Source organism: Zobellia sp. 1_MG-2023 (assembly GCF_030549125.1).
GTDB classification, from domain to species: Bacteria; Bacteroidota; Bacteroidia; order Flavobacteriales; family Flavobacteriaceae; genus Zobellia; species Zobellia russellii.
Window position 1 is genome coordinate 152,861 of sequence record NZ_JAUOSY010000007.1, and the last position, 26,158, is coordinate 179,018.

The 26,158-nt window shown below is 38.7% G+C and carries 27 protein-coding genes; 16 read left to right on the plus strand and 11 right to left on the minus strand.

The genetic code is table 11. From position 1 onward, the window contains the following. The first annotated feature begins 137 nt into the window (after window positions 1–137). The 3 genes from Q4597_RS15120 (at window position 138) to Q4597_RS15130 (ending at window position 4,175) form a co-directional block, all read left to right on the plus strand. Window positions 138–2,546 (plus strand): TonB-dependent receptor domain-containing protein, encoded by a 2,409-nt coding sequence (locus Q4597_RS15120; protein WP_303406894.1) that lies wholly within the window; start codon window positions 138–140, stop codon window positions 2,544–2,546. 2 nt (window positions 2,547–2,548) lie between these two features. Continuing rightward, window positions 2,549–3,448, plus strand: a complete 900-nt coding sequence (locus tag Q4597_RS15125; RefSeq protein WP_303406896.1) for a DUF4249 family protein — start codon at window positions 2,549–2,551, stop codon at window positions 3,446–3,448. A gap of 181 nt (window positions 3,449–3,629) precedes the next feature. Beyond that, entirely contained in the window at window positions 3,630–4,175 is a 546-nt protein-coding gene (locus tag Q4597_RS15130; RefSeq protein WP_303406898.1) for a pyridoxamine 5'-phosphate oxidase family protein, read from the plus strand. A gap of 13 nt (window positions 4,176–4,188) precedes the next feature. On the opposite strand, the gene bshC is transcribed toward Q4597_RS15130, so the two are convergent. After that, window positions 4,189–5,790: a bacillithiol biosynthesis cysteine-adding enzyme BshC gene (gene bshC / locus Q4597_RS15135; RefSeq protein WP_303406900.1), complete on the minus strand. Its 1,602-nt coding sequence runs from the start codon at window positions 5,788–5,790 to the stop codon at window positions 4,189–4,191. 151 nt (window positions 5,791–5,941) lie between these two features. Between bshC and Q4597_RS15140 the strand changes: the two genes are divergently transcribed. Together Q4597_RS15140 and Q4597_RS15145 are read left to right on the plus strand one after the other, a co-directional pair. Then, a complete protein-coding gene (locus Q4597_RS15140) occupies window positions 5,942–8,401 on the plus strand; it encodes a M14 metallopeptidase family protein (RefSeq protein ID WP_303406902.1) in 2,460 nt (819 codons plus the stop codon). Between the two features lie 116 nt (window positions 8,402–8,517). Further along, window positions 8,518–9,555, plus strand: coding sequence for an MBL fold metallo-hydrolase (locus tag Q4597_RS15145; protein WP_303406904.1), 1,038 nt, complete (start codon window positions 8,518–8,520; stop codon window positions 9,553–9,555). Between the two features lie 44 nt (window positions 9,556–9,599). Here Q4597_RS15145 and Q4597_RS15150 read toward each other — a convergent pair whose 3' ends face one another. Then, window positions 9,600–10,205 carry a DUF4337 family protein gene (locus Q4597_RS15150; RefSeq protein WP_289040898.1) on the minus strand — a complete coding sequence of 202 codons (606 nt, stop codon included), beginning with the start codon at window positions 10,203–10,205 and terminating at the stop codon, window positions 9,600–9,602. 208 nt (window positions 10,206–10,413) lie between these two features. On the opposite strand from Q4597_RS15150, the gene Q4597_RS15155 reads away from it, so the two are divergent. From Q4597_RS15155 to arsB, 6 genes are all read left to right on the plus strand, one after another. Beyond that, a complete protein-coding gene (locus Q4597_RS15155) occupies window positions 10,414–10,932 on the plus strand; it encodes a GNAT family N-acetyltransferase (protein ID WP_303406907.1) in 519 nt (172 codons plus the stop codon). Window positions 10,933–11,080: 148 nt separating this feature from the next. Then, window positions 11,081–12,016 (plus strand): DUF6929 family protein, encoded by a 936-nt coding sequence (locus Q4597_RS15160; RefSeq protein WP_303406910.1) that lies wholly within the window; start codon window positions 11,081–11,083, stop codon window positions 12,014–12,016. Between the two features lie 100 nt (window positions 12,017–12,116). Beyond that, window positions 12,117–12,446 carry a helix-turn-helix transcriptional regulator gene (locus Q4597_RS15165; RefSeq protein ID WP_215440992.1) on the plus strand — a complete coding sequence of 110 codons (330 nt, stop codon included), beginning with the start codon at window positions 12,117–12,119 and terminating at the stop codon, window positions 12,444–12,446. 49 nt (window positions 12,447–12,495) lie between these two features. Beyond that, a complete protein-coding gene (locus tag Q4597_RS15170) occupies window positions 12,496–12,963 on the plus strand; it encodes a DUF6428 family protein (protein WP_289040904.1) in 468 nt (155 codons plus the stop codon). Window positions 12,964–12,995: 32 nt separating this feature from the next. Next, a complete protein-coding gene (locus tag Q4597_RS15175) occupies window positions 12,996–13,613 on the plus strand; it encodes a low molecular weight phosphatase family protein (RefSeq protein WP_303406915.1) in 618 nt (205 codons plus the stop codon). A gap of 2 nt (window positions 13,614–13,615) precedes the next feature. Then, window positions 13,616–14,668, plus strand: coding sequence for an ACR3 family arsenite efflux transporter (gene arsB, locus Q4597_RS15180; protein ID WP_303406918.1), 1,053 nt, complete (start codon window positions 13,616–13,618; stop codon window positions 14,666–14,668). A 195-nt stretch (window positions 14,669–14,863) separates the two neighbouring features. Here the strand turns inward: arsB and Q4597_RS15185 are convergent, their stop codons facing one another. After that, window positions 14,864–15,283 carry a hypothetical protein gene (locus tag Q4597_RS15185; protein WP_303406919.1) on the minus strand — a complete coding sequence of 140 codons (420 nt, stop codon included), beginning with the start codon at window positions 15,281–15,283 and terminating at the stop codon, window positions 14,864–14,866. A gap of 183 nt (window positions 15,284–15,466) precedes the next feature. On the opposite strand from Q4597_RS15185, the gene Q4597_RS15190 reads away from it, so the two are divergent. From Q4597_RS15190 to Q4597_RS15200, 3 genes are all read left to right on the plus strand, one after another. Beyond that, window positions 15,467–16,927 carry a potassium/proton antiporter gene (locus Q4597_RS15190; protein ID WP_215440997.1) on the plus strand — a complete coding sequence of 487 codons (1,461 nt, stop codon included), beginning with the start codon at window positions 15,467–15,469 and terminating at the stop codon, window positions 16,925–16,927. 46 nt (window positions 16,928–16,973) lie between these two features. After that, the gene (locus tag Q4597_RS15195; protein WP_303406921.1) at window positions 16,974–17,339 is read left to right on the plus strand and encodes a hypothetical protein; all 366 of its coding nucleotides are present in this window, start codon (window positions 16,974–16,976) and stop codon (window positions 17,337–17,339) included. A gap of 99 nt (window positions 17,340–17,438) precedes the next feature. Further along, window positions 17,439–17,924 (plus strand): hypothetical protein, encoded by a 486-nt coding sequence (locus Q4597_RS15200; protein WP_303406923.1) that lies wholly within the window; start codon window positions 17,439–17,441, stop codon window positions 17,922–17,924. Window positions 17,925–17,995: 71 nt separating this feature from the next. Here the strand turns inward: Q4597_RS15200 and Q4597_RS15205 are convergent, their stop codons facing one another. From Q4597_RS15205 to rimO, 4 genes are all read right to left on the minus strand, one after another. Continuing rightward, the gene (locus Q4597_RS15205) at window positions 17,996–18,994 is read right to left on the minus strand and encodes an SMP-30/gluconolactonase/LRE family protein (RefSeq protein ID WP_303406925.1); all 999 of its coding nucleotides are present in this window, start codon (window positions 18,992–18,994) and stop codon (window positions 17,996–17,998) included. A 34-nt stretch (window positions 18,995–19,028) separates the two neighbouring features. Next, window positions 19,029–20,351, minus strand: coding sequence for a GntP family permease (locus Q4597_RS15210; RefSeq protein WP_303406927.1), 1,323 nt, complete (start codon window positions 20,349–20,351; stop codon window positions 19,029–19,031). 69 nt (window positions 20,352–20,420) lie between these two features. Then, window positions 20,421–21,578, minus strand: a complete 1,158-nt coding sequence (dgoD, locus tag Q4597_RS15215; protein ID WP_303406929.1) for a galactonate dehydratase — start codon at window positions 21,576–21,578, stop codon at window positions 20,421–20,423. Between the two features lie 198 nt (window positions 21,579–21,776). Next, window positions 21,777–23,078 carry a 30S ribosomal protein S12 methylthiotransferase RimO gene (rimO, locus tag Q4597_RS15220; protein WP_303406930.1) on the minus strand — a complete coding sequence of 434 codons (1,302 nt, stop codon included), beginning with the start codon at window positions 23,076–23,078 and terminating at the stop codon, window positions 21,777–21,779. A 9-nt stretch (window positions 23,079–23,087) separates the two neighbouring features. Here rimO and Q4597_RS15225 point away from each other — a divergent pair, with 9 nt between their 5' ends. After that, on the plus strand, window positions 23,088–23,369 hold the full coding sequence (locus tag Q4597_RS15225; RefSeq protein ID WP_303406931.1) for a hypothetical protein: 282 nt from the start codon (window positions 23,088–23,090) through the stop codon (window positions 23,367–23,369). Between the two features lie 60 nt (window positions 23,370–23,429). Then, complete coding sequence (locus Q4597_RS15230) at window positions 23,430–24,299, plus strand: serine hydrolase (protein WP_303406985.1); 870 nt, start codon at window positions 23,430–23,432, stop codon at window positions 24,297–24,299. A gap of 36 nt (window positions 24,300–24,335) precedes the next feature. Here Q4597_RS15230 and ftsY read toward each other — a convergent pair whose 3' ends face one another. From ftsY to rpmB, 4 genes are all read right to left on the minus strand, one after another. After that, entirely contained in the window at window positions 24,336–25,292 is a 957-nt protein-coding gene (ftsY, locus tag Q4597_RS15235; protein ID WP_215441008.1) for a signal recognition particle-docking protein FtsY, read from the minus strand. Between the two features lie 179 nt (window positions 25,293–25,471). Then, window positions 25,472–25,624 carry a DUF4295 domain-containing protein gene (locus Q4597_RS15240; protein ID WP_215441009.1) on the minus strand — a complete coding sequence of 51 codons (153 nt, stop codon included), beginning with the start codon at window positions 25,622–25,624 and terminating at the stop codon, window positions 25,472–25,474. Window positions 25,625–25,661: 37 nt separating this feature from the next. After that, on the minus strand, window positions 25,662–25,844 hold the full coding sequence (gene rpmG, locus Q4597_RS15245) for a 50S ribosomal protein L33 (protein WP_038234759.1): 183 nt from the start codon (window positions 25,842–25,844) through the stop codon (window positions 25,662–25,664). A gap of 12 nt (window positions 25,845–25,856) precedes the next feature. Then, a complete protein-coding gene (gene rpmB / locus Q4597_RS15250; protein ID WP_155597461.1) occupies window positions 25,857–26,093 on the minus strand; it encodes a 50S ribosomal protein L28 in 237 nt (78 codons plus the stop codon). Between the last annotated feature and the right edge of the window lie 65 nt (window positions 26,094–26,158).

Genomic DNA, 26,158 nt, shown 5'->3' on the forward strand with positions numbered 1-26,158 from the left:
AGAATTTACTGCTATAAAAACATTTCATCAGTGCACAAAAGCAGTAATTACATCAATCAAAAAACGAACACATCTTGAAAAAAGCCATCTGTTGCACCTCATTTTTTCTTGCTCTATTTCAACAAGGACATTCAAAAATGAGTAGACTCCCTTGCGAGATAGAAAAGGGAATTCAAAAAAATTCCAGAACACCTTTTATTTTCAAAGACAACTTTTTTACCCCCGATCAAGCGGATGAAAAATATATCGTTAGCGGATATGTTACAGAAAGTGGAAGTGGGGAACATCTATTGGGGGTATCCGTTTATGTTCCTGAATTAAAATTGGGCACCACCACAAATGACTATGGTTTTTTCTCATTGACCCTACCCGAAGGAAACCATGAAGTCATCATTTCATACATTGGTTACGGAAATGAAAAACGACAAATTAATTTAACGGAGGACAAAATTCTATCCGTTACGCTAAAACCTTCTACCCAAAATCTGGATGAAGTTGTTGTGACGGCAGATGAGAGCATAAAAGAAAGCAAGGTCACCCAAATGAGTAAAGTACAGATCAATCCTGCGGATATTCAGGATATACCTGCACTATTGGGTGAAAAAGACGTAATGAAGACCTTACAGCTCATGCCCGGAATTCAAGGAGGTTCCGAAGGAAGTTCCGGTTTCTTTGTTCGCGGGGGCACACCGGATCAAAACCTTATTATCTTGGATGATGCGGTGGTCTACAACTCCAATCACCTTTTTGGATTTTTCTCGGTCTTTAACGGTGATGCCATTAAATCCGTAGAAGCTTTTAAAGGTGGTTTCCCCGCCCGTTTTGGTGGCCGACTCTCCTCCGTCATTAAATTGGATATGAAAGATGGGAACAAAGAAAAACTTTCAGGCAAGGTTAACATTGGGCTTATCTCCTCATCCGCATTACTTGAAGGCCCTATTAATAAAGGTAAGACTTCTTTCATTGCCAGCGGGCGCCGTACTTATGCAGATATTATGGCACGGCCCTTTATAGATAGTAAAAAAGGCAATAGAACGGGGTATTACTTTACCGATTTCAATTTTAAGATTCATCATATTTTTAGTCCAAAAGACAAATTGTTCTGGAGCAACTACTTGGGACAGGATAAATTCTATGACAATAGTGTTTATGATGATGGAAACAGAGACAAATCAAGGTTGCAATGGGGAAATATCACCTCTACCCTTCGTTGGAACCACCAGTTTAACAATAAACTTTTCTCTAACACCTCACTGATTTTCAGTAACTACAAGTTTAAAATATCAATTGAGGAAGATTTTGATGACCAACAATACCTGTTTAAAAGCAGTTCGGGTATTAATGACTATACCTTAAAGACTGATTTTGACTATTATCCGAACAACCAGCATACAATCCGGTTTGGTGCCAACGCAACCATGCACAACTTTACACCACAGCGGTTATTGCTAAAAGATGAATTTAACCCGGATATAGATAAAGAACAAGAACTAAATTCCTTTGAAGGTGCCATCTATGCCGAAGACGACTGGAAATTGACGGATAAATTGAGTCTGTCTCCCGGCCTTAGACTTAGCTATTTCAATTATAAGGATAAACACTATGTAAACCCTGAACCCCGGCTGGCATTATCCTATAACATGAAAACCGACCTGGCCTTTAAGGCCTCTTATTCCCGGATGAACCAGTATATTCACCTACTGTCCAGTTCCGGCATAGGCCTACCAACGGATTTATGGGTCTCATCTACGGACAATATAAAACCACAAACCTCCCAGCAGTTCGCTGTAGGTGTCGCAAAGGATTTCTTTGACAAAGATTACTCCATAAGCTTAGAAGGCTATTACAAGACCTTAGATGATGTCATTGCCTATAAAGAAGGAGCCTCTTTTCTAGCAATTGACGATTTTGAAAGTGGAAAGAATACCAATTGGGAAGAAAATATTACCTCTGGAAAAGGATGGGCCTACGGTGCCGAAATACTTTTTAGAAAGCAAACAGGCCCCTTTACGGGCTGGCTAGGCTATACTTTAGCATGGTCCGAAAGACAATTTGATGAATTGAATCTAGGTAAGAAGTTCTATGATCGCTATGATCGCAGGCATGATATATCACTAGTAGGTATTTACAAACCAAGCGAAAAAATAACCTTATCGGGTACATGGGTACTTTCTACCGGCAACAATTACACCTTGCCCAACCAACAGCATGTTGCGGAACCGGTAAATTTCCCGGTTGCCAATTATCCAACGTATTATAACTATTCGGGAATGGAAAATTTCACCACACAACGAAACAATTTTCGAGGTGAAACCAGTCATAGGTTAGATTTGGGCGTTCAATTCCATAAAAAGAAAAAGAAGAACAGAGAACGTACTTGGGGACTTTCGCTCTACAACGCCTATGCCCGTAAAAATCCGTTTATATACACCATTGAGAATAAGGATTACGATTTTTACAACCCAGATGCTCCGGAAGAAAAGCAACTGACCCGGACCTCCGTACTCATATTGATACCTTCTATTAATTACACCTTTAAATTTTAACCATGAGCAAATACATTCAGATAAGTTTAATGTTAGTTCTGCTGTGTAGCGCGTGCCAAGACCCTGTAGATGCAGATGAGTTGCTCAATGTAGACGACGGCACCTATATTATTGGATATTTATCCCCTACCGATACTGTGCTTACCGTTCATGTTTCAACAGCGGTTCCTGCCGTAGGAACCCCTATATATGACCATGTGGATGACATGGGCTACGGGTCAAACACAGACCCATTCATCATAAAGGATGCAACCGTTCTCATTAGTGATGAAGATGACAATGAAATTCAACTTACCTATAATCCGGAAAGTAGAAATTATCAGGTAGATGCTTCCGAATTTGATATTAAAGGAGAGGCAACTTATTTTTTAAGGGTTTCCGCTAACAACCAAGAATTTACCTCATCCTGTACCATTCCCAAAAAGATTGAGCCCATTACGGAAAAAATAACCGCGGGAGAAAAAAACGAATTCTACCAAGATTATAATCTGGATATTGCTTTTCAAGATATTAGCGGCTCAAAAAACTATTACATAATAGGAGCAATAGCCGAAGAGACGTACGAAGGAGAGACCTACCCTTACATAATAGATTTTGAACTAAGCAGTTTTTTAACAGATGTTATCGGAGATGGGGGAACTCTTAGTGCTAATACCATTATCACCAATTACGACGTTGAAAATTCAACTACCGCCAAAATAACCTTACAAGTGGCTAATGTAGAAGAAATGCTTTATTTGAACCGCCGAGCCACTTATCTAAACGATTATAATGATGGTAATCCTTTTGTTGAGTACAGCATCATGGCTAACAATATTGAAGGAAAAAACGGGGTAGGCGTCTTTGCGGGATATCAACTTACTGAAAAGGTGATTGAATATGAATTGAACGGAAATCCTTAAAAAAGTAAAAGTCCGGGATACCAAACCCGGACTTTTCATCAAAATCAAAAAAACCAACCTAAACACATGAAACGGTTTAATTAAAAATCGTTTTCATAGCATTTTTACTAATAACACTCTACTTGACAAATACCCTACCCGTTTTTAAAAGTTTTTTCTACTTTTATTTAAAAGCATATAAATGACTTCTATTTTTTGGGATGAAACCCTAAGCGAAATAAAAAAGGGAATTGCAGAAAGAAGACATCCTTTTCGGTTTTTTACATTGGCCACCATGGGCAAATCTGGGACTCCAAGTCAACGTACAGTGGTCTTTAGACATTTTAATGACAACCTAAGCCTTGTATTCTATACGGATAAGCGTTCCCAAAAAGTTAAGGATATTGAGAATAAAGCAGATGTAAGTTTATTATTCTATCATCCTGAAAATCTTTTGCAGATTGTCATAAAAGGAAAAGCATCAAAAATTACTAAACCTGAAATACTAAAAGAATACTGGAGTGCTGTTCCGGACAGCAATAAAAAAGACTACACTACCCAAGTGGCCCCCGGGAGTATTATAAAAGCACCGGATACCATTACATATTTAGATGACCGCAACCATTTTTGCGCTATTGAAATAGTACCTGACACTATTGAGTACCTAAAATTAAAGCGACCCAACCATATTAGGGTGCTTTTTTCCAAAACCGATGCATCTTGGGAAGGGGAGTTTTTGACCCCTTAACTTGTACTGCCAACTATACTTTTACTACTGTGAACTCTTGTTGAAGTGGCTTTAAGGTATCCAAAAGCATAGGCACTAGACTTTCTCCTAACTCCAAATAAAGCTCGGAGAAATTTACGTTTCGCTCCTGTAAAGACTTATTCGGAAAAAGTTCGTTCTGAATTTCTGTCATGCGAAGCACGTGATCTTTGAGTTTTCGTTTTTGAGCCTGCAGCAACCTTTTTTCAAGATGGTCCAGACCTTTCTTTTGCTTTACTTCCTGGGCCTTTACGGCTCCCAAGAAAGAAGCATCGGTCTGCTCTGCTAAATCATATAACGCCTTAAATTGCTCCTCTAACAGTTGTTTTTGAGGGGCAAAGTCAATATCAATATTAGATATTTCCCTGATTTTCTTGTTAATGAAGCTACTTTGTTTTAAAAACAGGTCTTTTACGGCAAGGTTCATTTTAGCCAACTTTTCCGTTTGCTTTTCAGTTATCACCAATGCCGAATTTCTCAGCAACAAAATAGGAAAAGGTACTTGCATGGCCTCGAACATGGCTTTCAGCTCCAACCAATAAGCTATTTCCCCTCCTCCACCTATATAACATAGATTGGGCAGGATCACTTCTTGGTATAATGGTCTTGCAATTACATTGGGAGAGAACCGTTCCGGGTAAGCTTTTAATTCTTTCCGTAATTCTTCTTTCGTAAAACGAATTTCTGTATCGTTTATAAAATATTCCCCGTTTTGCTCCACAATTCTTTCCCTGAGCCCCTCCTTTAGGTAAAAATAATTGATTTCACGTGGGTTTACCTGAATGGTATACTTCTGCTCCAAAGCTTCAAATTCCGCTATAGTTTCGGAAACCTTCCGGTGTGCCAATTGGTCAAAAATATCCTTCTCGGCATAAGGCACTAAAAGACTTTTTAAGCTCTTATCATCACCATCTACAATGACCAAACCTTCATTTCCAAAAAGTGCATTGGCTAAATAACGTGTTGCATTGGTTAAATTATCGTGCTGTAAATAAGCTTTCTTAAAAAGCTCTTTTAACGCAATGGCATTGGTACTATTCCCTATTTGATTTGAAAACGCTTCAAAAATTTCATCCAGACCTTCCGTATCCAAGTGACCTACGGCCCCAGATGCCGTTCTATTCCATTTTAACTTTTTTCCTTGAAAGTTAAAATAATTGATTTCCTCAAAATCATGGTCTTCCGTAGCCATCCAATACACAGGTACAAAATTGTATTTTGGATATACTTTTTTAAGCTCCTTTGTAAGATTTATGGTAGATACTATCTTATAGAGAAAATATAACGGTCCCGTAAAAAGGTTTAATTGGTGCCCGGTAACTATAGTAAAAGTAATGGGTTCCTTTAGTTTTTTTAGGTGTGTTTGGGTTTCTTCCGATACATCAAACCCCTGGTATTGCTTTTGTAATGCTTCATAGAGCACTTCTCTATGGGCTTCGGGAAAACTTGTAGCCTTTTCAGCTATTTGACCTTTAAAATTCTCTAGGTTGGGAAACCGGTTGTAAAAGTTGCGCACCTGCGGTTCTTGGGCAAGATAATCACATATAAATTCCGAAAAATAGCCGGTCCGGTAAAAGGGTAAACAGTCAATATCCATAAGGGTGTAAATATAAAACTCTTCGCTAATGCGACTTCCTAAAAATACGTTAATTACTTCAACCTAATTTTCATACCACTAATGGAGAAACCGCATCTTTATTTAACCATAATCATTAGCTTTGGTAGTATTCTCTGGAAACACCTTACAAATGAAAATTCTCTTATCTGTTTTTGCCTTTTGTATTTGCCTTACACTCTCGCCTCAAGAAATAAAATCGCCCTCTGATTTTTTAGGTTATGAACTGGGCTCACAGTTTACCAGACACCACCGTGTAATGGACTATTACGAGTATCTGGCCCAAACTGACCCGGCCAGAGTGAAATTAGAGAATTATGGCGAAACCAATGAGGGAAGACCTTTGTTACTTGCATATGTATCCGCTCCGGAAAACATAAAAAATATTGAAAACATCCGCCAAGAACACTTAAAAAATACAGATGGTGAAGGGAACCCCACAAAGGCCATTGTATGGATGAGTTACAATGTACACGGCAATGAGAGCGTAAGTACAGAAGCCTCTATGAAAACAGTCTATGAACTTCTGACTAAGAAAACGGAATATTTAAAGAATACCATAGTTATCATAGACCCTTGTATGAATCCGGATGGCAGGGAACGTTATGTAAATTGGTACTATCAATATAAAAACGCACCTAATACCATAGACCCTAATAGTAAGGAGCATCACGAACCTTGGCTAAACGGTAGACCCAACCATTATATGTTTGATTTAAATAGGGATTGGGCATGGCTTACACAGACTGAAAGCCAACAGCGCATTAAAGCTTACAATAAATGGCTGCCCCATGTACATGTAGATTTTCATGAACAGGGTGTAGACAACCCTTATTATTTTGCCCCTGCCGCAGAACCGTTTCATGAGGTTATTACGGATTTTCAGAGAGAATTTCAGACCACCATGGGGAAGAACCATGCTAAATATTTTGATGCCAACGGGTGGTTTTATTTTACAAAAGAAATTTTTGACCTCCTTTATCCTAGTTACGGAGATACCTACCCTACGTATAGTGGAAGTATTGGCATGACCTACGAACAAGGTGGTAGCGGAAGCGCCGGATTAGGGGTCATAACAGGTTCCGGTGACACCCTTACCTTAAAGGACAGAATCCTACATCACCACACCACCGGATTGTCTACGTTAGAGATTGCCTCTAAAAACGTATCAAGATTAAACGAGGAATTCAAAAAATTCTATCGCCCTAAAGACTATAAATACAAAAGTTATGTTCTTAACGGCAATACGGATAAGTTGAAGGCTCTTACCCATTTATTGGAGCAACACGAAATAAAATATGGTTGGGCCACGGATAAAATCGCCAAAGGCTACAATTACAGTACAGGTAAAGTAAGTAGTATAAAAACCAATACAAATACCTTAGTTATTGGCACCGAACAAAAAAAGGCTACACTTGTAAAAGTACTTTTTGAACCCAACACCAAACTTACGGACTCCCTTACTTACGATATTACCGCTTGGTCTTTGCCCTATGCATACGGACTTGATGCCGTAGCTTCGGAAACCAGAGTAAACGCAGATACCCGTGAACCGAAATTATCGGCGCCGGAAAAAGCTAAAATCACCAAGGAAGCTTACGCATTTATAGTAGAATGGAACAGCTTTAGCGACGCCCAATTTTTAGCTGAGCTTCTGAATAGCGGCATTAAAGCTAGACATGCTAAGAATCCTTTTTCAATGGAGGGTACCGAATACAACCGTGGTACACTTTTAATTACCAAAGCCGATAATAAAAACAATCCTGATTTTTTAAAGTCTCTTTCCGCCATTGCCAACAACCATAATAAGACCCTAAAAGCCACCACAACAGGGTTTGTTGAGGATGGTAAAGACTTTGGCTCCAATTCCGTACAAATTATAAAGCGGCCTAAAGTAGCCATCCTCTCGGGAGAACCTACTTACACTTTGAATTTTGGCGAAATCTGGCATTTTTTTGAACAACAGTTAAAATACCCTGTTACCATATTGGATACGGATTATTTTAAAAATGTAAACCTTTCACAATACGATATTCTTATCCTTCCGGACGGAAGCCATTACAGTAGCTTCCTTACCGAAAACAGAATGAGCCAGTTAAAAGATTGGATAAGCGATGGAGGAAAGTTGTTAGCTTTAGGTGGTGCCTTAAAGGCCCTAGCCAAGGAAGATAAATTGCAACTGAAACCAAAGGAAACCGAAGAAGACACCAGCTCTGCCATCCCCGTTTACGACCATAATCAGCGGGAACAGATTAGAAAAGAAATTACAGGGGCTATATTCAAGACCAAAGTAGACCAAACCCACCCTTTGGCCTATGGTTACAAGGACACTTACTTTAGCCTAAAATTAGGTGGGGCCGCCTATAAGTACCTGGACAAAGGCACAGTAGTTTATCTGCAGGAAGAAGACACCAAACCTGCTGCTGGTTTTGCTGGAAGTGATGCCCAAAAGAAAATTGGGGAAAGCTTGGTGTTTGGGGTAGAATCCCACGGTAAGGGAAAATTGATCTATTTTGTTGACAATCCTCTATTTCGTGGGTTTTGGGAAAACGGAAAACTATTTTTTGCCAATGCACTTTTTATGGTAGACTAAATTTCAAAACTTCTTTTCGCTAAAATATAACGACTTTACACTTCCTTTTTCAGTTACAATACGCTGCGCACCTTTGACAAACTCCTATATTTGTTTATCTAAGGGAGAGCAGTCAAATGAAAAATTTTAAAAAGCAGTTCGGAGGTAAATTAACAAATGACTTAACCGAACGTTACGGCCAATCGGAAAATTGGAAAGATGGCAAGTTTCTTAATCTTGAAGAAACCAGTATGTCCATTAACTTTTGGGATGTTCCAAAACTTTTGTACAAACAATTTACGGATACGGAGAAAAGAGAACCTGCTGCTCCATTGCCTGTTGCTTCGTTTCATAAAGAATCTTTCCTGTTGGATGACGCACCATTTAAATACATATGGTACGGACACTCCGTAGTATTGATGAGAATGAATTCCAAGACCATTCTAATAGACCCCATGTTAGGACCCAACGCGTCTCCCATAGCACCTTTCAAAACCAAACGCTTTTCTGAAAACACACTGGGCTTAATTGATGATTTTCCAGAAATAGACTTGATGGTACTGAGCCATGACCATTATGACCATTTAGACTATGACAGTATCTTAAAACTAAAAAACAAAACCAAAAAATACTATGTAGCATTGGGGGTAAAACGGCATCTGGTCACTTGGGGCATTGACCCCGAGTTGATAACGGAATTCGATTGGTGGGACAATACTACATTCCATGATATAAAAGTAACATTTACTCCAAGCAGACATTTTTCGGGCAGGGGATTAACGGATAGGTCCAAATCGCTCTGGGGCGGATGGACGTTTACATCTAAGAATCAAAACATCTGGTTTAGCGGAGATAGTGGCTATGGCTCCCATTTTAAAAAGATAGGTGAGAAACTTGGTCCGTTTGATTTTGGTTTTATGGAAAATGGTCAGTACAACCAAAAATGGCATCAGATACATATGTTCCCGGAAGAAAGCATACAAGCGGCGCTAGATGCCAAAGTTAAAAAAGTAATGCCGGTACACTGGGCCGGGTTTGCTTTGGCCCAACATGATTGGAAAGAACCCGCAGATAGATTTAAACAGGCCGCCAAGGAACAAAAACTAGAGGCAACTTTTCCAAAGTTAGGCGAGTTATACGCCCTTGATAATTGTACTAAAGAAAAATGGTGGTAAATTTTTTTAGGGAATTTAAAAAGTCCGCTACAAAAGACCGATTATTAAAGTATGGAGTAGTATCCGTAAAAACATACCCCTAGACCTATAAAACCTACACCGATCATAAAACCGGTGAAAACCTCTTGCAATCTACGGTTTTCATTAATGATCAGGCCTAAGACCCCAAATAGGATACTTATCTGAAGAAACAAAATTCCTATGTCTATTTGGGCCACCAAGCTGCGGTTTGTAAGGCCTATTTCCTCCCAGGCCCGCAGACCTACAATTTTACCCATTTCACCATCCAAGTCTTGAGACCAGGCTTCTCTAGGTATATTATCCGAGCCTAAAAGAATCTCGGTCTTTTCTTCTTCGTATTTTCGGATAAGGTCATCTGTAAGTTCTATTCTAAAATCTAACTGTTCCAGTTTATCATCTGCAACAAGTCCCGTACCCCGCAATGACTCCAAATAATCGCGTTGGTTCTCTTTTAGTATCTGTTTGATACTTTTGGCATTGTACCAACTGGAATAACTCACGTGCTTATAATTTGCCCTGGCTATCTTCTCCTCCAACTTACTGTTAATAACTTTCATAACAGCTAATAAGGCCACGAGTATTATAATAATTACACCTCCCCTATTCTCTATTTTACTATTTTTAGACATTGTTTTGTATTAAAACTGATTTGGTTTTGGTCAAGACCAGATCTAAAAAGGACTAATCTTATTTATTATACGTAAAAAACCGCATTAAAGTTGATATAAAACATGGAACGTCCTTTGTTTTAACGAAACTATCTAAACTTTAAGAAAATAGACTTTCAAAAATAGAAACCTCTGTACAAGTTGAAATTTTACTCTTACAAAAACATACATGAAAAGTTTTTATACCAATAGATTAGAGATAAAACCAACTTCTGAGGAAGACGCCGCATTCATACTTAGACTATTCAATACTCCTGATTGGATCAAATATATTGGGGATAGAAACATACATTCCACAGATGCCGCCAAAAACTATATTCAAAATAAAATAAAACCACAATTTAATAGATTAGGCTTTGGTAACTATACTGTAGTTCGCAAAGAAGATGGTGTAAAACTGGGCTCATGCGGATTGTATGATCGAGATGGTTTAAAGGGTATAGATATAGGATTTGCTTTTCTGCCCGAATATGCCAACCAAGGTTATGCTTTTGAAGCATCGTCCAAAGTATTGGACCTAGCATTTAAAGAATTTCATTTAAACGAGATAATCGCTATAACCGGAAAGGACAACCTTCCTTCTCAGAGGCTATTAAACAAGCTTGGGCTATCTAAAACCGGAACAGTTATCCTACCAAATGACACCCTAGAACTTCTACTCTACTCCATAACCAATGTTTCCGTTTAATTTTTGAAAAACAAGGTGTTAAACCTATGCCAAGGCTCAAAATATTTCAATAATACTTTTAAATTCGCACTCCAAAAAAATAATTAAAGGTTGATTGGACAATTCCTCCCTATATGCAGTCAACACAAAATCCAAATTACCGTTTCATATGAAAATGGCCTTCTTTTCATTACTGATAACCCTTGCCGCTACGTGCAATAGGCAAGCATTAGAAATTGAGGTAATAGACACCAAATTGCTACACAACGTTCCCAGCGCTTCCGGCATCACCAAAGCTGGCGAAAATTTTTATGTGGTAGGAGATGATTCCCCATATCTGTTCAAGGTTGATGATAAGGGAACCGTTCTAGACCAAACCCCTATTTATTCTACGGAATTTTTAAATGGTAATAGGCTGGACAAAGCAAAAAAGCCCGACTTTGAGGCTTTGGAAACTATAAACGGAAATGAAATCTTGGCTTTTGGGTCAGGTGCCAAATCTCCGGAGCGAGACATTTTCCTTCATATCTCACTAGAAGATAGCACCTCTTTTAAAACCTATCAAATTACAGAATTATACAATCATTTAAGAAGTAACAAAACCCTTGGTGGCGCACACTTGAACATTGAAGGTGTAGCGATCTATCATGACATAATTTACCTTTTTAACCGAGGAAAAAACGTTGTATTCAGTTTTAAATATGCAGATTTAATCGGATATATTGAAGGGATAAGCCCTGTATTTCCTGAACCAGAGACACTTCTTTACGAATTACCTATAATAGACGGGTTCCAATCCGGTTTTTCCGGAGCTACTATTTTAGAGGACGAAAACCTGGTCATATTCACGGCTTCTGTAGAAAAAACAGGTACTGCATATAATGATGGTGAAATAGCCGGAAGTTTTATAGGCGCCATTCCTATAAAGAACAATACCTTTTCGAACAAATACAGCGTTGCCGCCGTTCCATCTTCAGATACTCCGCTTAAAGTTGAATCGGTTACCGTGGCTGAAAAAACTCCCGATGGAAAAATCAGAATTGCCCTGGTAACGGATGATGACAAAGGAAACTCGTTACGATTGAGCTGTCTTCTAAAACTATAATCTGTAAAACCTTTTATTCAAAATTCTGTTAAAATTCATTTTTCTTCGTAGCACAAAATATATTAATCGTAATATTGCAATGTACTTATGAAATAAATACATGGGATTAGCTAAAACAGAAATATTCACCGATCTACAAAATGAAATTGCACTTTATGCCAAGGTCTTTGGACATCCGGCCAGAGTATCAATTTTACAGCATTTGTTTAAAATTGACACCTGTGTTTGTGGCGATTTGGTAAATGAAATCGGTTTGGCACAACCTACCATTTCACAACATTTAAAAGAACTAAAGAATTTAGGCCTTATACAGGGCACGGTGGAAGGCACAAGTGTTTGTTATTGCATTCACAAAGAAAATTGGACAAAAATGAAAGAAGTGATGTTCAAATTTTTAGACCAAGACTTGCCTAAAAGCGATTGCTGCTAAAAAAATTTAAATCCTTTTATCGTAAAAATACAATTAATAAAAATTCAATATGAAACTATCAGAAATTAAAACGGAGCTTTCTAAACTAGACAAAATTGCTTTTCAATTACCTAACGGGGAATTGGTACCAAACCACTTTCATGTAACGGAAGTAGGTAAGATTACCAAACACTTTATAGACTGCGGAGGAACGGTTCGTAAAGAAGAGGTGGTGAACTTTCAACTTTGGAACGCCAATGACTACGACCACAGGCTACATCCTGAAAAGTTAGTTCACATCATAGAGCTTTCCGAAAAAACTTTGGGAATTGAAGACTTGGAAATAGAAGTGGAATACCAAGCGGACACTATAGGTAAGTTTGGATTGGACTTTGACGGCACTAACTTTTTATTGACCACCAAACAAACAGATTGTCTTGCAAAGGATAATTGTGGTATTCCTGCCGAAAAACCTAAACTACAATTCTCAGATCTAGGCCAGGGTAGTTCTTGCGACCCAAAAAGCGGCTGTTGTTAACTATTCTATAATATCCAACTAAATAGAACATAATGAAAACTTTTGAACAGATTGAAAAGACCATTGCTTCTTTGGAAGTGAACTCTATATCTAACGAGCGTAGAGAAGTATTGCAACCCTTAACAGACTTTATACAAAGTAAGGTAGACGCGAACGAAGAAATACGATTGAATTTTATTTGTACCCACAACTCACGAAGAAGTCACCTTTCACAAGTTTGGGCCCAGGCCATGGCGTATCATTTCAATATAAAAAACGTCTTTTGCTATTCTGGAGGAACTGAAGCAACAGCACTGTTTCCAATGGCTGCCGAGACCCTAAAAAATACGGGTTTTGATGTGGTAAAGCGTTCAGAGGACAAAAACCCTGTTTACAGTATTAAGTATGCAGAGAACGAACATCCGGTAATCTGTTTTTCAAAAACATTGGATGACGATTTTAATCCGCATTCCAATTTTGCTGCAATTATGACCTGTAGCCAGGCAGATGGTGGTTGTCCTTTTATCGCTGGAGCGGAAAAGCGTATTCCCATTACGTTTGAAGACCCTAAAGCTTTTGACAATACTCCTCAACAGGCAGAGAAGTACCATGAAAGAAGTATACAGATAGCTACTGAGCTCTACTTTGTCTTTTCAAAAATAAACGCATAGCCATGGCTAAGAAATTAAGCTTTTTAGACAGTTACCTGACCCTATGGATTTTTGCGGCCATGCTTATAGGAGTGGGCGTTGGAAATTTATTTCCACAACTCCCTGAGCTAATAAATTCCGCAAGTAGTGGTACAACCAATATACCTATTGCCATAGGGCTTATTCTTATGATGTACCCGCCATTGGCCAAGGTAAATTATGCACTGCTACCCAAGGTTTTTAAGAATATAAAAATTCTATCGATTTCCTTATTATTAAACTGGGTTTTAGGTCCCGTATTGATGTTTCTATTGGCCATAACCTTTCTTCAGGACTATCCTGAGTATATGGTGGGGCTAATTTTAATAGGTCTGGCGCGCTGTATAGCCATGGTTTTGGTCTGGAACGATTTGGCTGAAGGAAGTAGTGAATATGGTGCCGGATTGGTAGCTCTCAATAGTATATTTCAAGTGTTCGCATATAGTTTTTATGCATACATTTTTATCACCGTACTACCTCCCTATTTTGGTTTTGAAGGTGCTATTGTTGATATTTCAATTGCTACAATTGCCGAAAGTGTTGTTATATACTTAGGTATTCCTTTTGTGTTAGGTATATTGAGCCGCTTTATTCTGGTTCGGTTAAAGGGAGAGGAATGGTATTCAACGAAGTTTATCCCTACCATTTCGCCTATGACACTTATAGCCCTTCTTTTTACGATTGTGGTGATGTTTTCTTTAAAAGGTGAATTAATAGTTGAGATACCTATGGATGTGCTCATTATAGCCGTTCCCCTACTCATCTACTTTTTACTAATGTTCATCATTGGTTTTTTTGTTACCAAAGCAACTGGAGCCACGTATGATAAAACTACCTCTGTAGCCTTTACGGCTGCTGGTAATAATTTTGAATTGGCCATAGCTGTAGCCATAGCTGTCTTTGGATTAAATTCCGGACAGGCATTTGCCGGGGTAATTGGTCCCTTGGTAGAAGTACCCGCTCTTATTTTACTGGTTAGGGTTTCCTTCTGGTTGCGGAAGAAGTATTATAAAAAGTCAGAAAAAGTAATAGTGTAAAATTAGATTTTGCCAGTAGTATTATAAACTTTGCTCTTCGCAAAGCTATAATGGTACTGGCATTCTAACTATCTTAGGCACTAGTTAATCTGTTTAACGCTTAACCAAAACTGCAAGCAGTAAATTAAAATATTTGAGGGTTTTAAAGGTGGACGAAACAAGCAACACCCTTCAACCACTGTTATATCTTAGCTTTTAATACTTGTATAAAATGTTTTCCTCAGAGTTTGTTAAATTCAGTTGGACCTGGCCTCCGTTTACTTGCAGGTTAGAAATATCAAATGTCAGCTCTTTAGTAATGTATGCTTCACACATTTCCTCATTCTTCAATAACAATCTCAAATTTCTTTGAGGCGGGTTTGATTCTAAAACATCTTCTGAATCTATAAGCTTCAATTCCCAAGTGTCTCCGCTACAACCACTAGAACTAAAACTAATTTTCAAGCAGTTATCATTAATTTCCATACCATTTATATTTATATGGTCAGACGGTGAGTTTTTGTATTGTTCATTACTTACTATAGTTTCAAAATCACAATTGCTTAAACTTTCATCGTTATCGGAACAACTTAAAAAAGCTACCCCCATTATAATTAGAATTAGTATTTTCTTCATGCTGTAACGTTCTTTTCTCTTACTTAGATAATTTTTCTTAAAAATGGTTGCGCTAAATATAACACTGCAACTACGCCTATTGTATTTTTTATTGGTCTTTACGGCAACTCGCCCTTGTTTTTGATTGATTTCCTTCTTTAGAAACAATATCTTGCACAGATACTTTTTAAGCATACAAAGGGAATGAATCTTACTATTGAAAATATTGTTTTAATTGGCTCTCTATTACTGTTTATTAGTATTGTTGTTGGTAAAACATCTTATAAATTTGGTGTTCCTACCTTATTACTTTTCTTGGGTATTGGTATGTTGGCCGGATCGGAAGGAATTGGAGGAATTGTTTTTGACGACCCCAAAATAGCTCAATTTATTGGTGTCGTATCTCTAAACTTTATTCTATTCTCCGGTGGATTGGACACGAGTTGGCCCGCGGTAAAACCCATTCTTAAAGAGGGTATTCTACTTTCTACCATTGGTGTATTGCTTACCGCCGTTTCATTGGGAACCTTCGTGCATTTTGTTACCGACTTTACAATTTACGAAAGCCTGTTATTGGGCTCTATTGTATCTTCAACAGATGCTGCAGCGGTCTTTTCTATTTTAAGAGGTAAAAGCCTAGCCTTAAAAACCAACCTTAGACCCACATTAGAGCTAGAAAGTGGTAGTAACGACCCCATGGCCTATGTGCTTACCATTGCCTTTCTTTCTTTGGTAATTAATCAAGACCAAGGTTTACTATCCATTATTCCTCTTTTTCTACAACAAATGATACTTGGTGGAGCAGCAGGGTTTGGCTTTGGAAAGGTGAGTAAACTGGTTATCAACAAAATTAAGTTAGATTTTGAAGGGCTTTATCCTGTATTGGTTATTGCTTTGATGTTCATCACCTTTTCTGCTACTGATTTTATTGGTGGAAACGGATTTTTGGCCATTTACATTTGTGCCGTTTATTTAGGGAACCAAGACCTTATCCATAAAAAAACCATCTTCCGTATGTTTGATGGTCTGGCTTGGCTAATGCAAATTGTACTCTTCCTGACTTTAGGACTACTGGTTTTCCCCAGTCACGTTGTGCCGTATATAGGAATTGGCCTTACCATCTCATTGTTCCTGATTTTTGTAGCGCGGCCTGTAGGCGTATTTATCAGCCTTATGTTTATAAAAATGAAACTCCGCAGGCGTTTCTATATTTCATGGGTAGGCCTACGAGGTGCCGTACCCATTGTATTTGCCACTTACCCCCTATTGGCCGGTATAGACAAGGCACATATTATCTTTAACATTGTTTTCTTTATTTCGGTTACCTCGGTGCTTATACAGGGCACCACGTTGGCACTGGTTGCCAAATGGCTTCATGTAGGTTTGCCCGAAAAAGCCAAACGTATTTATGAAAAAGAGAAGTTCCTTGCAGAAGTCCCCAAGGCGGTCATGAAAGAAATTGTAATTACGCCCCAATGTTTTGCGGTAGATAAGAAAATAGTGGATTTGAGTTTCCCCAAGAATGCCATTATTGCCATGATCAAAAGAGAAGACGTTTATATTACCCCAAAGGGCTCTACAGTTATTGAAGACGGTGATACGTTAGTAGTGCTTTCTGATAATATGGAAGGGCTGAACGAGGTTCAGGAATGTTTAAATCAATAACATTTTTTTAGCATTTTCAGGTAAATATAATTCTACCTTTGTTATCATGAAATCGGTTAAACAGTTATTTGGTCTGTTCTTGCTTACAGCAATTTATTGCTGTGCCATTGGCATGGGATTAAATACTGACCAAACCCTTAGGACCGAAAGCTCCAATCACTCCCAAAAAGAATCGGTTGCTGCGGTAAGTGCCAAGCTTTATTGCCATACCTCGGAATCCGAAACCCTAGTTGATGCCCCATCTAACAGCGCTCCCAATCAACTTGAAGGTTCAAACCACTTATGGGGAACGCAAAAAATTAGCGAAAGTAGCTTTGAAAGCAAGCTGGCGCAATACACCCGTTTCTCGCAAAACCTGCTGGTTTCTTTACGTAAAACGGATATTATATTTCCTTTTCATTACTTCTGGTAAATCATTTTTAAGTCATTCGTAGTCAAATCCTGAACTTGACACTTTTTCATTGGGCTTGCGTCGCGCATAGCCCCATTTATCAATTTAAAAAACTTAAAAATGAATTTAGATTTAGGTACAACCCTTATTGGGACCATATCAGTAGTAATTTGTGTAACCCCTTTTGTTTTGGTTACCAGAAGTGTAAAGAAAAAAGAAAAAGAAATGCTTCGCGCTTTGAACGATTTTGCAAATCTTGACAACGGCAAAATACACGAACATGAATTTATTGGTGATTTTATAATAGGAATGGACACCACTAAAAATGTGGTTTTCTTCTATAAGAAAGAGAAGGATACTCTAGAAAAACTATCTGTTGACCTGAAGGATGTAAAAAATTGCAATGTCTCCAAAATAGGAAAATCTGTACGGAAAAATGGAAAGGTAGAACAAATTATTGAACGTATAGGACTTGTTTTCACCACTAGCCCATCTGCAAGCCGTGATGTGGTTTTTGAGTTGTTCAACACCCAAAACAACCTACAACTTAACGGAGAATTGCAAACCGCCGAAAAATGGGCCCAAAAGGTAAATACTATAGTTTAATTTACAGCTAGGTCACAAACCAAAAATCCCCACAGCGTACTGTGGGGATTTTGTTTTTTTAGTCACAGATTCTATTTAAGCGAAACACTCAATATATAATCATCAGCGGTTAAATACAGTATTTTTTCATCCTTCCCAAAAACACAGTTGGCCGTCTTTTCACCTGTAAGGATTCTGGCGATAGGTTTTCCCATATCATCAAAAATCCAAACACCACCGGGTCCCGTAGCGAACAAATACCCCTTGCTATGCATTTTCATACCATCGGGTAAACCTTGTTGTCCTTTTTGACCTACCAGTTTAGTTACATTATAAAACAGCTTTTTATTATCTACCTTACCGGGTGCAAAAACATCATACTGGTACCATACCGCATGCTCAGGATTGGAAACCGCAACATAAAGTTTAGAGCCATCGTTACTCACCGCAACACCATTGGGGCGAGATAATTTATCAACTAAAACAATCTCACCAGATGTCTTCAAACAATACACTCCTTGGTAGTCCAGTTCTTTTTGTGGGTCATCCATTTGTTGGGGCAATCCATAAGGAGGGTCTGTAAAATAGAGATTTCCTTCTGCATCATACACCCCGTCATTAGGGCTATTGAAACGTTTAACTTCAAAAGAATCCGCCAGCGCCTCATACTCAGCCTTTGGAGCGTTCAATGCACTTTTCATTTTAGCCACACGTCGTTCTCCATGTTGCATTAACACCAATTCCCCTTGGGGACTTAAAAGTAATCCGTTGGAACCAGGTTCGGCCCCATAGTCGCTTTCCCCTAAATATCCGGAAGGTTTTAGATAAACACTTTGGTTTCCCAAAGTATCAATCTTAAAAACCGTATTGTTAGGTATATCCGAAAACAAAAGATAATCACCATCTGCAATCCACAAAGGCCCTTCTGTCCATGTAAACCCGCTTCCCAGCACTTTTATTTCAGCATCACTATCAATGAGCTGTAATGCTCTGTCATCAAGTATTTCTACCGAAAAGGCATGCTTTTTTTCTTGTGATCGGATGGTAATATGAAGTCCTAACACCAAAGCAAACAAAAAAAATCTTCTCATAATTATTTGTTTAAGGTAAAATATCGATTTAACATCACCCCATAATTTTAGAAATACAGAAAATCAAAGTCATTGCAGATGTACCTAATATCAAGGTCCCTACGGTCTGTATCTGGTTTCCTTGTTTAACATCCATTCCGGTTAATTGTGTAAATACCCAAAAGAAACTATCATTGGCATGTGAGACCACTGTAGAACCTGCGCCAATGGCTAAAACGGTCATAGTTTTCATAAAAGTTTCATCTAGACCAAGGGCAGGCATCATTGGTGCCACAATAGAAGCGGTAGTAATCAAGGCCACTGTAGAAGAACCTTGTGTGGTCTTTAAACAGGCCGCTAACAGAAAAGGGAAAAACAAACCGATGGACATACCCGAAAAGCTTTCCGTAATCAACTCTGCAAAACCTGAATTTTGAAGCATTGCCCCAAAAATACCACCTGCACCGGTAATTAGGATAATAGGAGCGGCAATACGCAACGAATCTCCGAGCCAACCGGTTGCGGAGTATACATGTTGGTCTAATTTCTCCGGAAGCAGCAAGGACAAAATAACACCTATTAAAAGTGCTATAACCGGTGTTCCCAAAAAAGCTATGATGGGGTACATAGCGGAGCCTGTCATATCTAGTTCCGGATAATCAAAAACCGATTTTAACACAATTAGAATAATAGGTACTATGATGCATAATAATGAAAGTGACAATTTTGGTCTGTGCACCACATCTGGCGCAACTTCCATACGAATAGGGACATTTACCTTAGAAGCAATCTTAGTGGCAAAAAAATAACAACTGACCAATGACAGTGAACTTACTACCAATCCCCACAAAATTACACTACCCAATTCCGCATTTAAAATTCCCGCTGCGGCAATAGGGCCAGGTGTTGGTGGCACCATTACATGCGTGGCCGTAAGTCCCAACGCTAAAGCTGCCGTTGTACCAGCGTAGGCAACCTTTGCTTTTTCCGAAAGTGCCTTATTAAGCGAATTCATAATAATAAAAGCACTATCCGCAAAAACGGGTATAGAAAGAAGATACCCTGTTAACATCATGGCCAGGTGAATGGATTTCTCTCCAATAAGTTGAATCATACGGGTTGCAATAACCATAGCTCCTCCCGATTTTTCAAGAACGGTACCGATGGCTACACCAAAGAAAATGATGAGACCAATTTTACCCATTATACTTCCAAAGCCATTATTAACAGAATCAATTATTGCCGTAACACTCATTCCGGTTATAAAACCATAGCCTATGGCCGCCAATAACAACACAAAAAACGGATGGATTTTCCAGCGAACAATACCCAGAATAATAAATGTAAGGGCGCATACTAAAGCAATAATATAAAGCATAGCGGGTTGGTTAATTTTCTTTTAAATTAAGAAGTAAATCGTTCAAAAACTGCTATTTAGACAGATTTTTTACCACTCCGCAAAACTTCCGTCCTCATTTCTCCAGACGGGATTTGCCCAGTTATGACCAATTTTTTGGCCCTCCCTTAATTTTTTTTCATTAATTTCTACTCCAAGACCCGGTTTTTTTAGAAGCTCTATATAACCATCCTTCACATCAAAAATTTCAGGATTATCCATATAATCTAACAAATCAAAACCTTTGTTGTAATGTATGCCCAAACTACTTTCTTGAATAACGGCATTTATGGAGTTAAAATCTACATGAAGACATGAAGCAAGGGCTACAGGTCCCAATGGACAGTGTGGTGCCAATGCTACATCATAAGCCTCTGCCATTGCAGCAATTCTACGTACTTCGGAAATACCCCCTGCGTGACTTAAATCTGGCTGAATAATATCTACGGTGCCACTATGTAAGAGTTCTTTAAAATCCCAACGAGAGAACATACGCTCTCCGGTTGCAATAGGAATACTGGTATATGTATAAATATGATCAAAAGCCTCCTTATTCTCGCTCAGTACGGGTTCCTCAATAAACATAGGATTGTATGGTGCCAGTTCATCAATTAAACGCTTGACCATGCCTTTATGGATTCTTCCGTGAAAATCAAGTCCTATATCCAACGTATCTCCAAACTCTTCGCGAAGCAACCTAATATTGTCGGCCACGGTTTTTATCTTCTGTAAAGAATCAATCCAGGCGAAAGCTCCGGTAGCATTCATTTTTACGGCTTTATAGCCTTGCTCTACTTTTTCACGAGCCTGCTCAAGAACAACTTCCGGATGGTCCCCTCCAATCCAACAGTACATTTTCATTTTCTTACGTACAGCACCACCCAAAAGGTCATAGACCGGTACTCCAAGATGTTTGCCTTTAATATCCCAAAGGGCTTGATCTATACCTGAAATAGCACTCATAAGGATAGGTCCACCACGATAAAAGCCACCGGCATACAGAGTCTGCCAAATATCTTCTATATCATTGGCAGAACGCCCAATTATATATTGAGATAGTTCTTGTACGCAAGCTTCCACAGTAGCCGCTTTACCTTCTACAACAGGCTCCCCCCAACCTATAATTCCACTTTTAGTTGTTATTTTTAGAAAAAGCCAACGTGGTGGCACTTTAAAAAGTTCTATTTTTTCAATTCGTAAGTCGTCCATACTCCACTACAGTTCTTAAGGTTGATTAAATACGTTCAATTAGCAGTACGCACCGCTAAAATTAGTTTCCCCTAAAGTAATGAATAATTTTGAAGTGTAATTATTACGTTTAAAATAACCCTAATACGCAACTATTTGCCACAAAAAAACCTGTCCATTGCTGAACAGGTTCTAATTTTTAATAAAGAGTTTACGCCATTACGCAGGCTCACCGTATAAATCAAAATCAGCCGCTTCGGTAATCTTTATATCTACAAATTCTCCTTGTTTTAAATAGAATTGAGCCGCATCTATCAGCACTTCATTATCAACATCGGGCGAATCAAATTCCGTACGGCCTACAAAATACTGCCCTTCTTTACGGTCTATGATACAACGGAAAGTCTCCCCTATTTTCTCCTGGTTCAACTCCCAAGAAATCTGGGATTGTATTTCCATAATCTCATTGGCTCTTTCCTGCTTTACGTCTTCCGGCACATCATCTTCTAAAGTATATGCATGCGTATTTTCTTCATGACTATAGGTAAAGCAACCCAAACGCTCAAAACGCATTTCGGTAACCCAGTCTTTTAAGGTTTGAAAATCTTCCTCGGTTTCACCGGGATAACCAACTATCAAGGTAGTACGAATGGTCATTTCTGGAACGGCGGCCCTAAATTCCTTCAACAATTTTGTTGTTTTGGCCTGTGTAGTACCACGCCGCATACTTTTTAAAATGGAATCGGAAATATGTTGAAGTGGAATATCTAGGTAATTACAGATTTTAGGTTCTTCCTTCATTACATCAAGCACGTCCAAAGGAAATCCTGTTGGGAAAGCGTAATGCAACCTGATCCATTCAATACCATCAACTTTTACCAAAGCCTGTAATAGCTCTGCTAAATTTCTCTTTTTATAAAGATCAAGTCCGTAGTAAGTCAAATCTTGCGCAATAAGAATCAGCTCTTTAACACCCTTTGCAGCCAATTTTTCGGCCTCAATCACCAAATCTTCTATTGGTGTACTGCGGTGTTTACCCCTCATTATAGGGATAGCGCAGAATGAACAAGGTCTATCACAACCCTCTGCAATCTTTAAATACGCATAATTCTTGGGCGTAGTAGTCAACCTTTCACCTATAAGCTCATGCTTATAATCCGCCCCAAGTGCCTTTAACAAGTTTGGCAATTCACTAGTTCCAAAATACTCGTCTACGTTTGGAATTTCCTTTTGCAAATCCGGTTTATAGCGCTCACTAAGACAACCGGTCACAAACACCTTATCTACTTGTCCAGCTTCCTTTTTTTGAACATATTCCAAGATAGTATTGACACTTTCTTCTTTTGCGTTCGCGATAAATCCGCAGGTATTGATTACCACAACATTACCTTCCTCTTCATGTACCACTTCTTTGTCGTTGGCACGCAATTGCCCCATGAGTACTTCGGAGTCGTAAACGTTTTTAGAGCACCCCAAAGTAACTACATTGATTTTATTCTGCTTCTGCGATTTTGTTCTCATAACTAGAAATTGAGCGCAAAAATACAACAAGCTGAACGAACAGCTCCGTTTTGGTACGATTTCTTACCGAATTACGTTAAACTTTCATATACATCTGATGTCCAACATGAAACCAAGGTCATGAAATATAAGAATTGTATTATCATAGGTTTAATCTTAGCCTTCCTCAGTAGCTGTTCAAAAGAGACTCCCCAAGTTGAGCCGGAAATAGAAACCGAACCAAGTGGCATGTATTTTCCTGAGACTGGAAGTACATCATGGGAAACGGTTAGCCCACAACAACTAAATTGAAACGAAGACAAACTACCCAATTTATACGATTACCTAGAAACCAAGAACTCAAAAGGGTTTATTGTTCTAAAAAACGGACGCATCGTAATAGAAAAGTATTTTAACGGTCATTCCCAAAATGACAACTCAATTTGGTACTCGGCCGGAAAAACGCTGGTTTCCAGCACCGTGGGCATTGCTCAAGACGAAGGTTATTTATCTATAAACGATACATCTTCCGACTATTTAGGAACCAATTGGTCTTCCTTAACTACCGAAAAACAAGATTTAATAACTGTAAAAAATCATTTGAGTATGAGCACAGGGTTGCAAGATTATGTAGGACAGACCTTAAAATGGATCTGTACACAACCCTCCTGTTTTAATTATGAAGCCGATGCCGGTGAAAGATGGGCCTATCACCAAGGTGCTTTTACCATGTTAAAAGACATCGTAACCAACGCTACCGAAACAGACTTTAATGATTATTTCTACACCAAAATCAGGGACAAAATTGGAATGAACGGCTCTTGGAACGAACAGATTTTATTGACTTTGTACGCTAGCGACACTAGAAGTATGGCGCGCTGGGGGTTATTAATCCAGAATGAAGGGATCTGGGACGCAGAACGTATTATTAGTAAAACTTACTTTGATGAAATGACCAGCACTTCCCAAGACATTAATAAATCATACGGCTATTTATGGTGGCTAAATGGCAAAGAAAGCTACATGAGCACTACTTCACAAACCGTAGTTTCAGGTTCGCTAATACCTAATGCTCCAACAGATATGATCGCCGCTTTAGGTGCTAACGACCAGAAAATATATGTGGTTCCCAGTAGAAATTTAGTGGTGGTACGCTGTGGTGATAGTGCGGGAGAAACCCAATTGGGTCTTTCTAGCTTTGACAACGAATTATGGGGTAAAATAAATGCGGTAATCAATTAGTGCAACCTTATACTTGGCCACCCCAAAACCTAGATACTATACGTTGAAAAATGAATCTACAAATTCATGTTTATTAAACACCTGTAAATCTTCTATACCTTCGCCAACGCCAATATATTTAACAGGAATTTGAAACTGATCAGAAATTCCGATAACCACTCCCCCTTTTGCAGTACCATCTAGTTTAGTAACCGCAAGAGACGTTACTTCCGTAGCCTTTGTAAATTGCTTAGCCTGCTCAAAAGCGTTTTGACCTGTAGATCCGTCAAGTACGAGCAGAACATCATGAGGGGTATCATCCACAACTTTTTGCATTACGCGCTTTACTTTCGTGAGCTCGTTCATTAAGTTCACTTTGTTGTGTAGACGTCCGGCGGTATCAATAATAACCACATCGGCATCCTGTTTTACGGCGGAACTCAAAGTGTCAAAAGCCACTGAGGCCGGGTCGCTGCCCATCTTCTGTTTTATGATGGGTACATCTACCCTATCTGCCCATACCTGCAATTGGTCAATGGCTGCAGCCCGGAAAGTATCTGCAGCACCCAAGACTACTTTTAGACCTTGCTTTTTAAATTGATGGGCCAATTTACCAATGGTAGTTGTTTTACCCACGCCATTAACGCCCACCACCATAATTACATACGGTTTTTTATCTGTTGGAATCGAAAATTCCGTTTGGTTGCCAAGATTGGTTTCCGAGAGAAGACCGGAAATTTCTTCACGAAGAATGGTGTTAAGCTCATCCGTGCCCATATATTTGTCCTTGGAAACACGGGCTTCTATACGTTCAATAATTTTTAAGGTCGTTGTTACCCCTACATCCGAAGAAACTAGCACCTCTTCAAGATTATCCAATACATCATCATCTACCTTAGACTTACCGGCAACCGCTTTGCTAAGCTTTGAAAAGAAAGAAGTTTTGGATTTCTCCAGGCCCTTATCAAGGCTTTCTTTTTTCTTTGACGAAAATATATTTTTGAATAAACTCATGTGCTCTTTGTATTAATAGGCTCAAAGATAATAAAGTAAGGCGGAAGTTTTTACTATAAATAGCACTACTGTGAACTCAAACCCACGGGCTATGCCCTGAAACTTCTTCAACCTGTGCGGTAAACAACAAAAAAAGCCCCTTCTTTATGAAGAGGCTTTATCATACTTTAAAAAGTATCTTACTTTTTAGACAACCATTCGTTGACCGCTTCTGGGGCCATAACAGATTCTACAAAAGTGTAAGAACCACTTTTTGGAGACTTCACCATTTTAATGGCTTTTGTCAATCTTTTTGAACTTGTCTGTAAACTTGCTACCGTCTTCTTTGCCATGACTAATATGCTTTTATGTTCTCGCTAAAACGAAAACTTATTTAATCTCCTTATGGATTGTCATCCTTTTTAAAATAGGATTGAACTTTTTAATCTCCATTCTTTCGGGAGTATTCTTTTTATTCTTGGTAGTAATGTACCGTGAAGTACCTGGCTGTCCCGATTCTTTATGCTCGGTACACTCCAAAATTACTTGTATTCTATTTCCTTTCTTTGCCATCGTATTCTAAGCTTATTTTACCAATCCTTCTGCTTTTGCATCTTTCAATACAGCAGAAATACCCTTTTTGTTGATAATCTTCAACGCCTTTGCAGAAACCTTCAAGGTTACCCAACGGTCTTCTTCGGGAATATAAAAACGTTTCTTAGAAAGATTAACATTGAACCTTCTTTTGGTCTTATTGATAGAAAACGATACGTTGTTACCGAACATCGCTCTCTTCCCCGTAATTTCACAAACTTTTGACATCGCGCTGATTTTTCTTTAAACAGGGTGCAAATTTATATCATTTTTATGGATGCACAAAACAATAT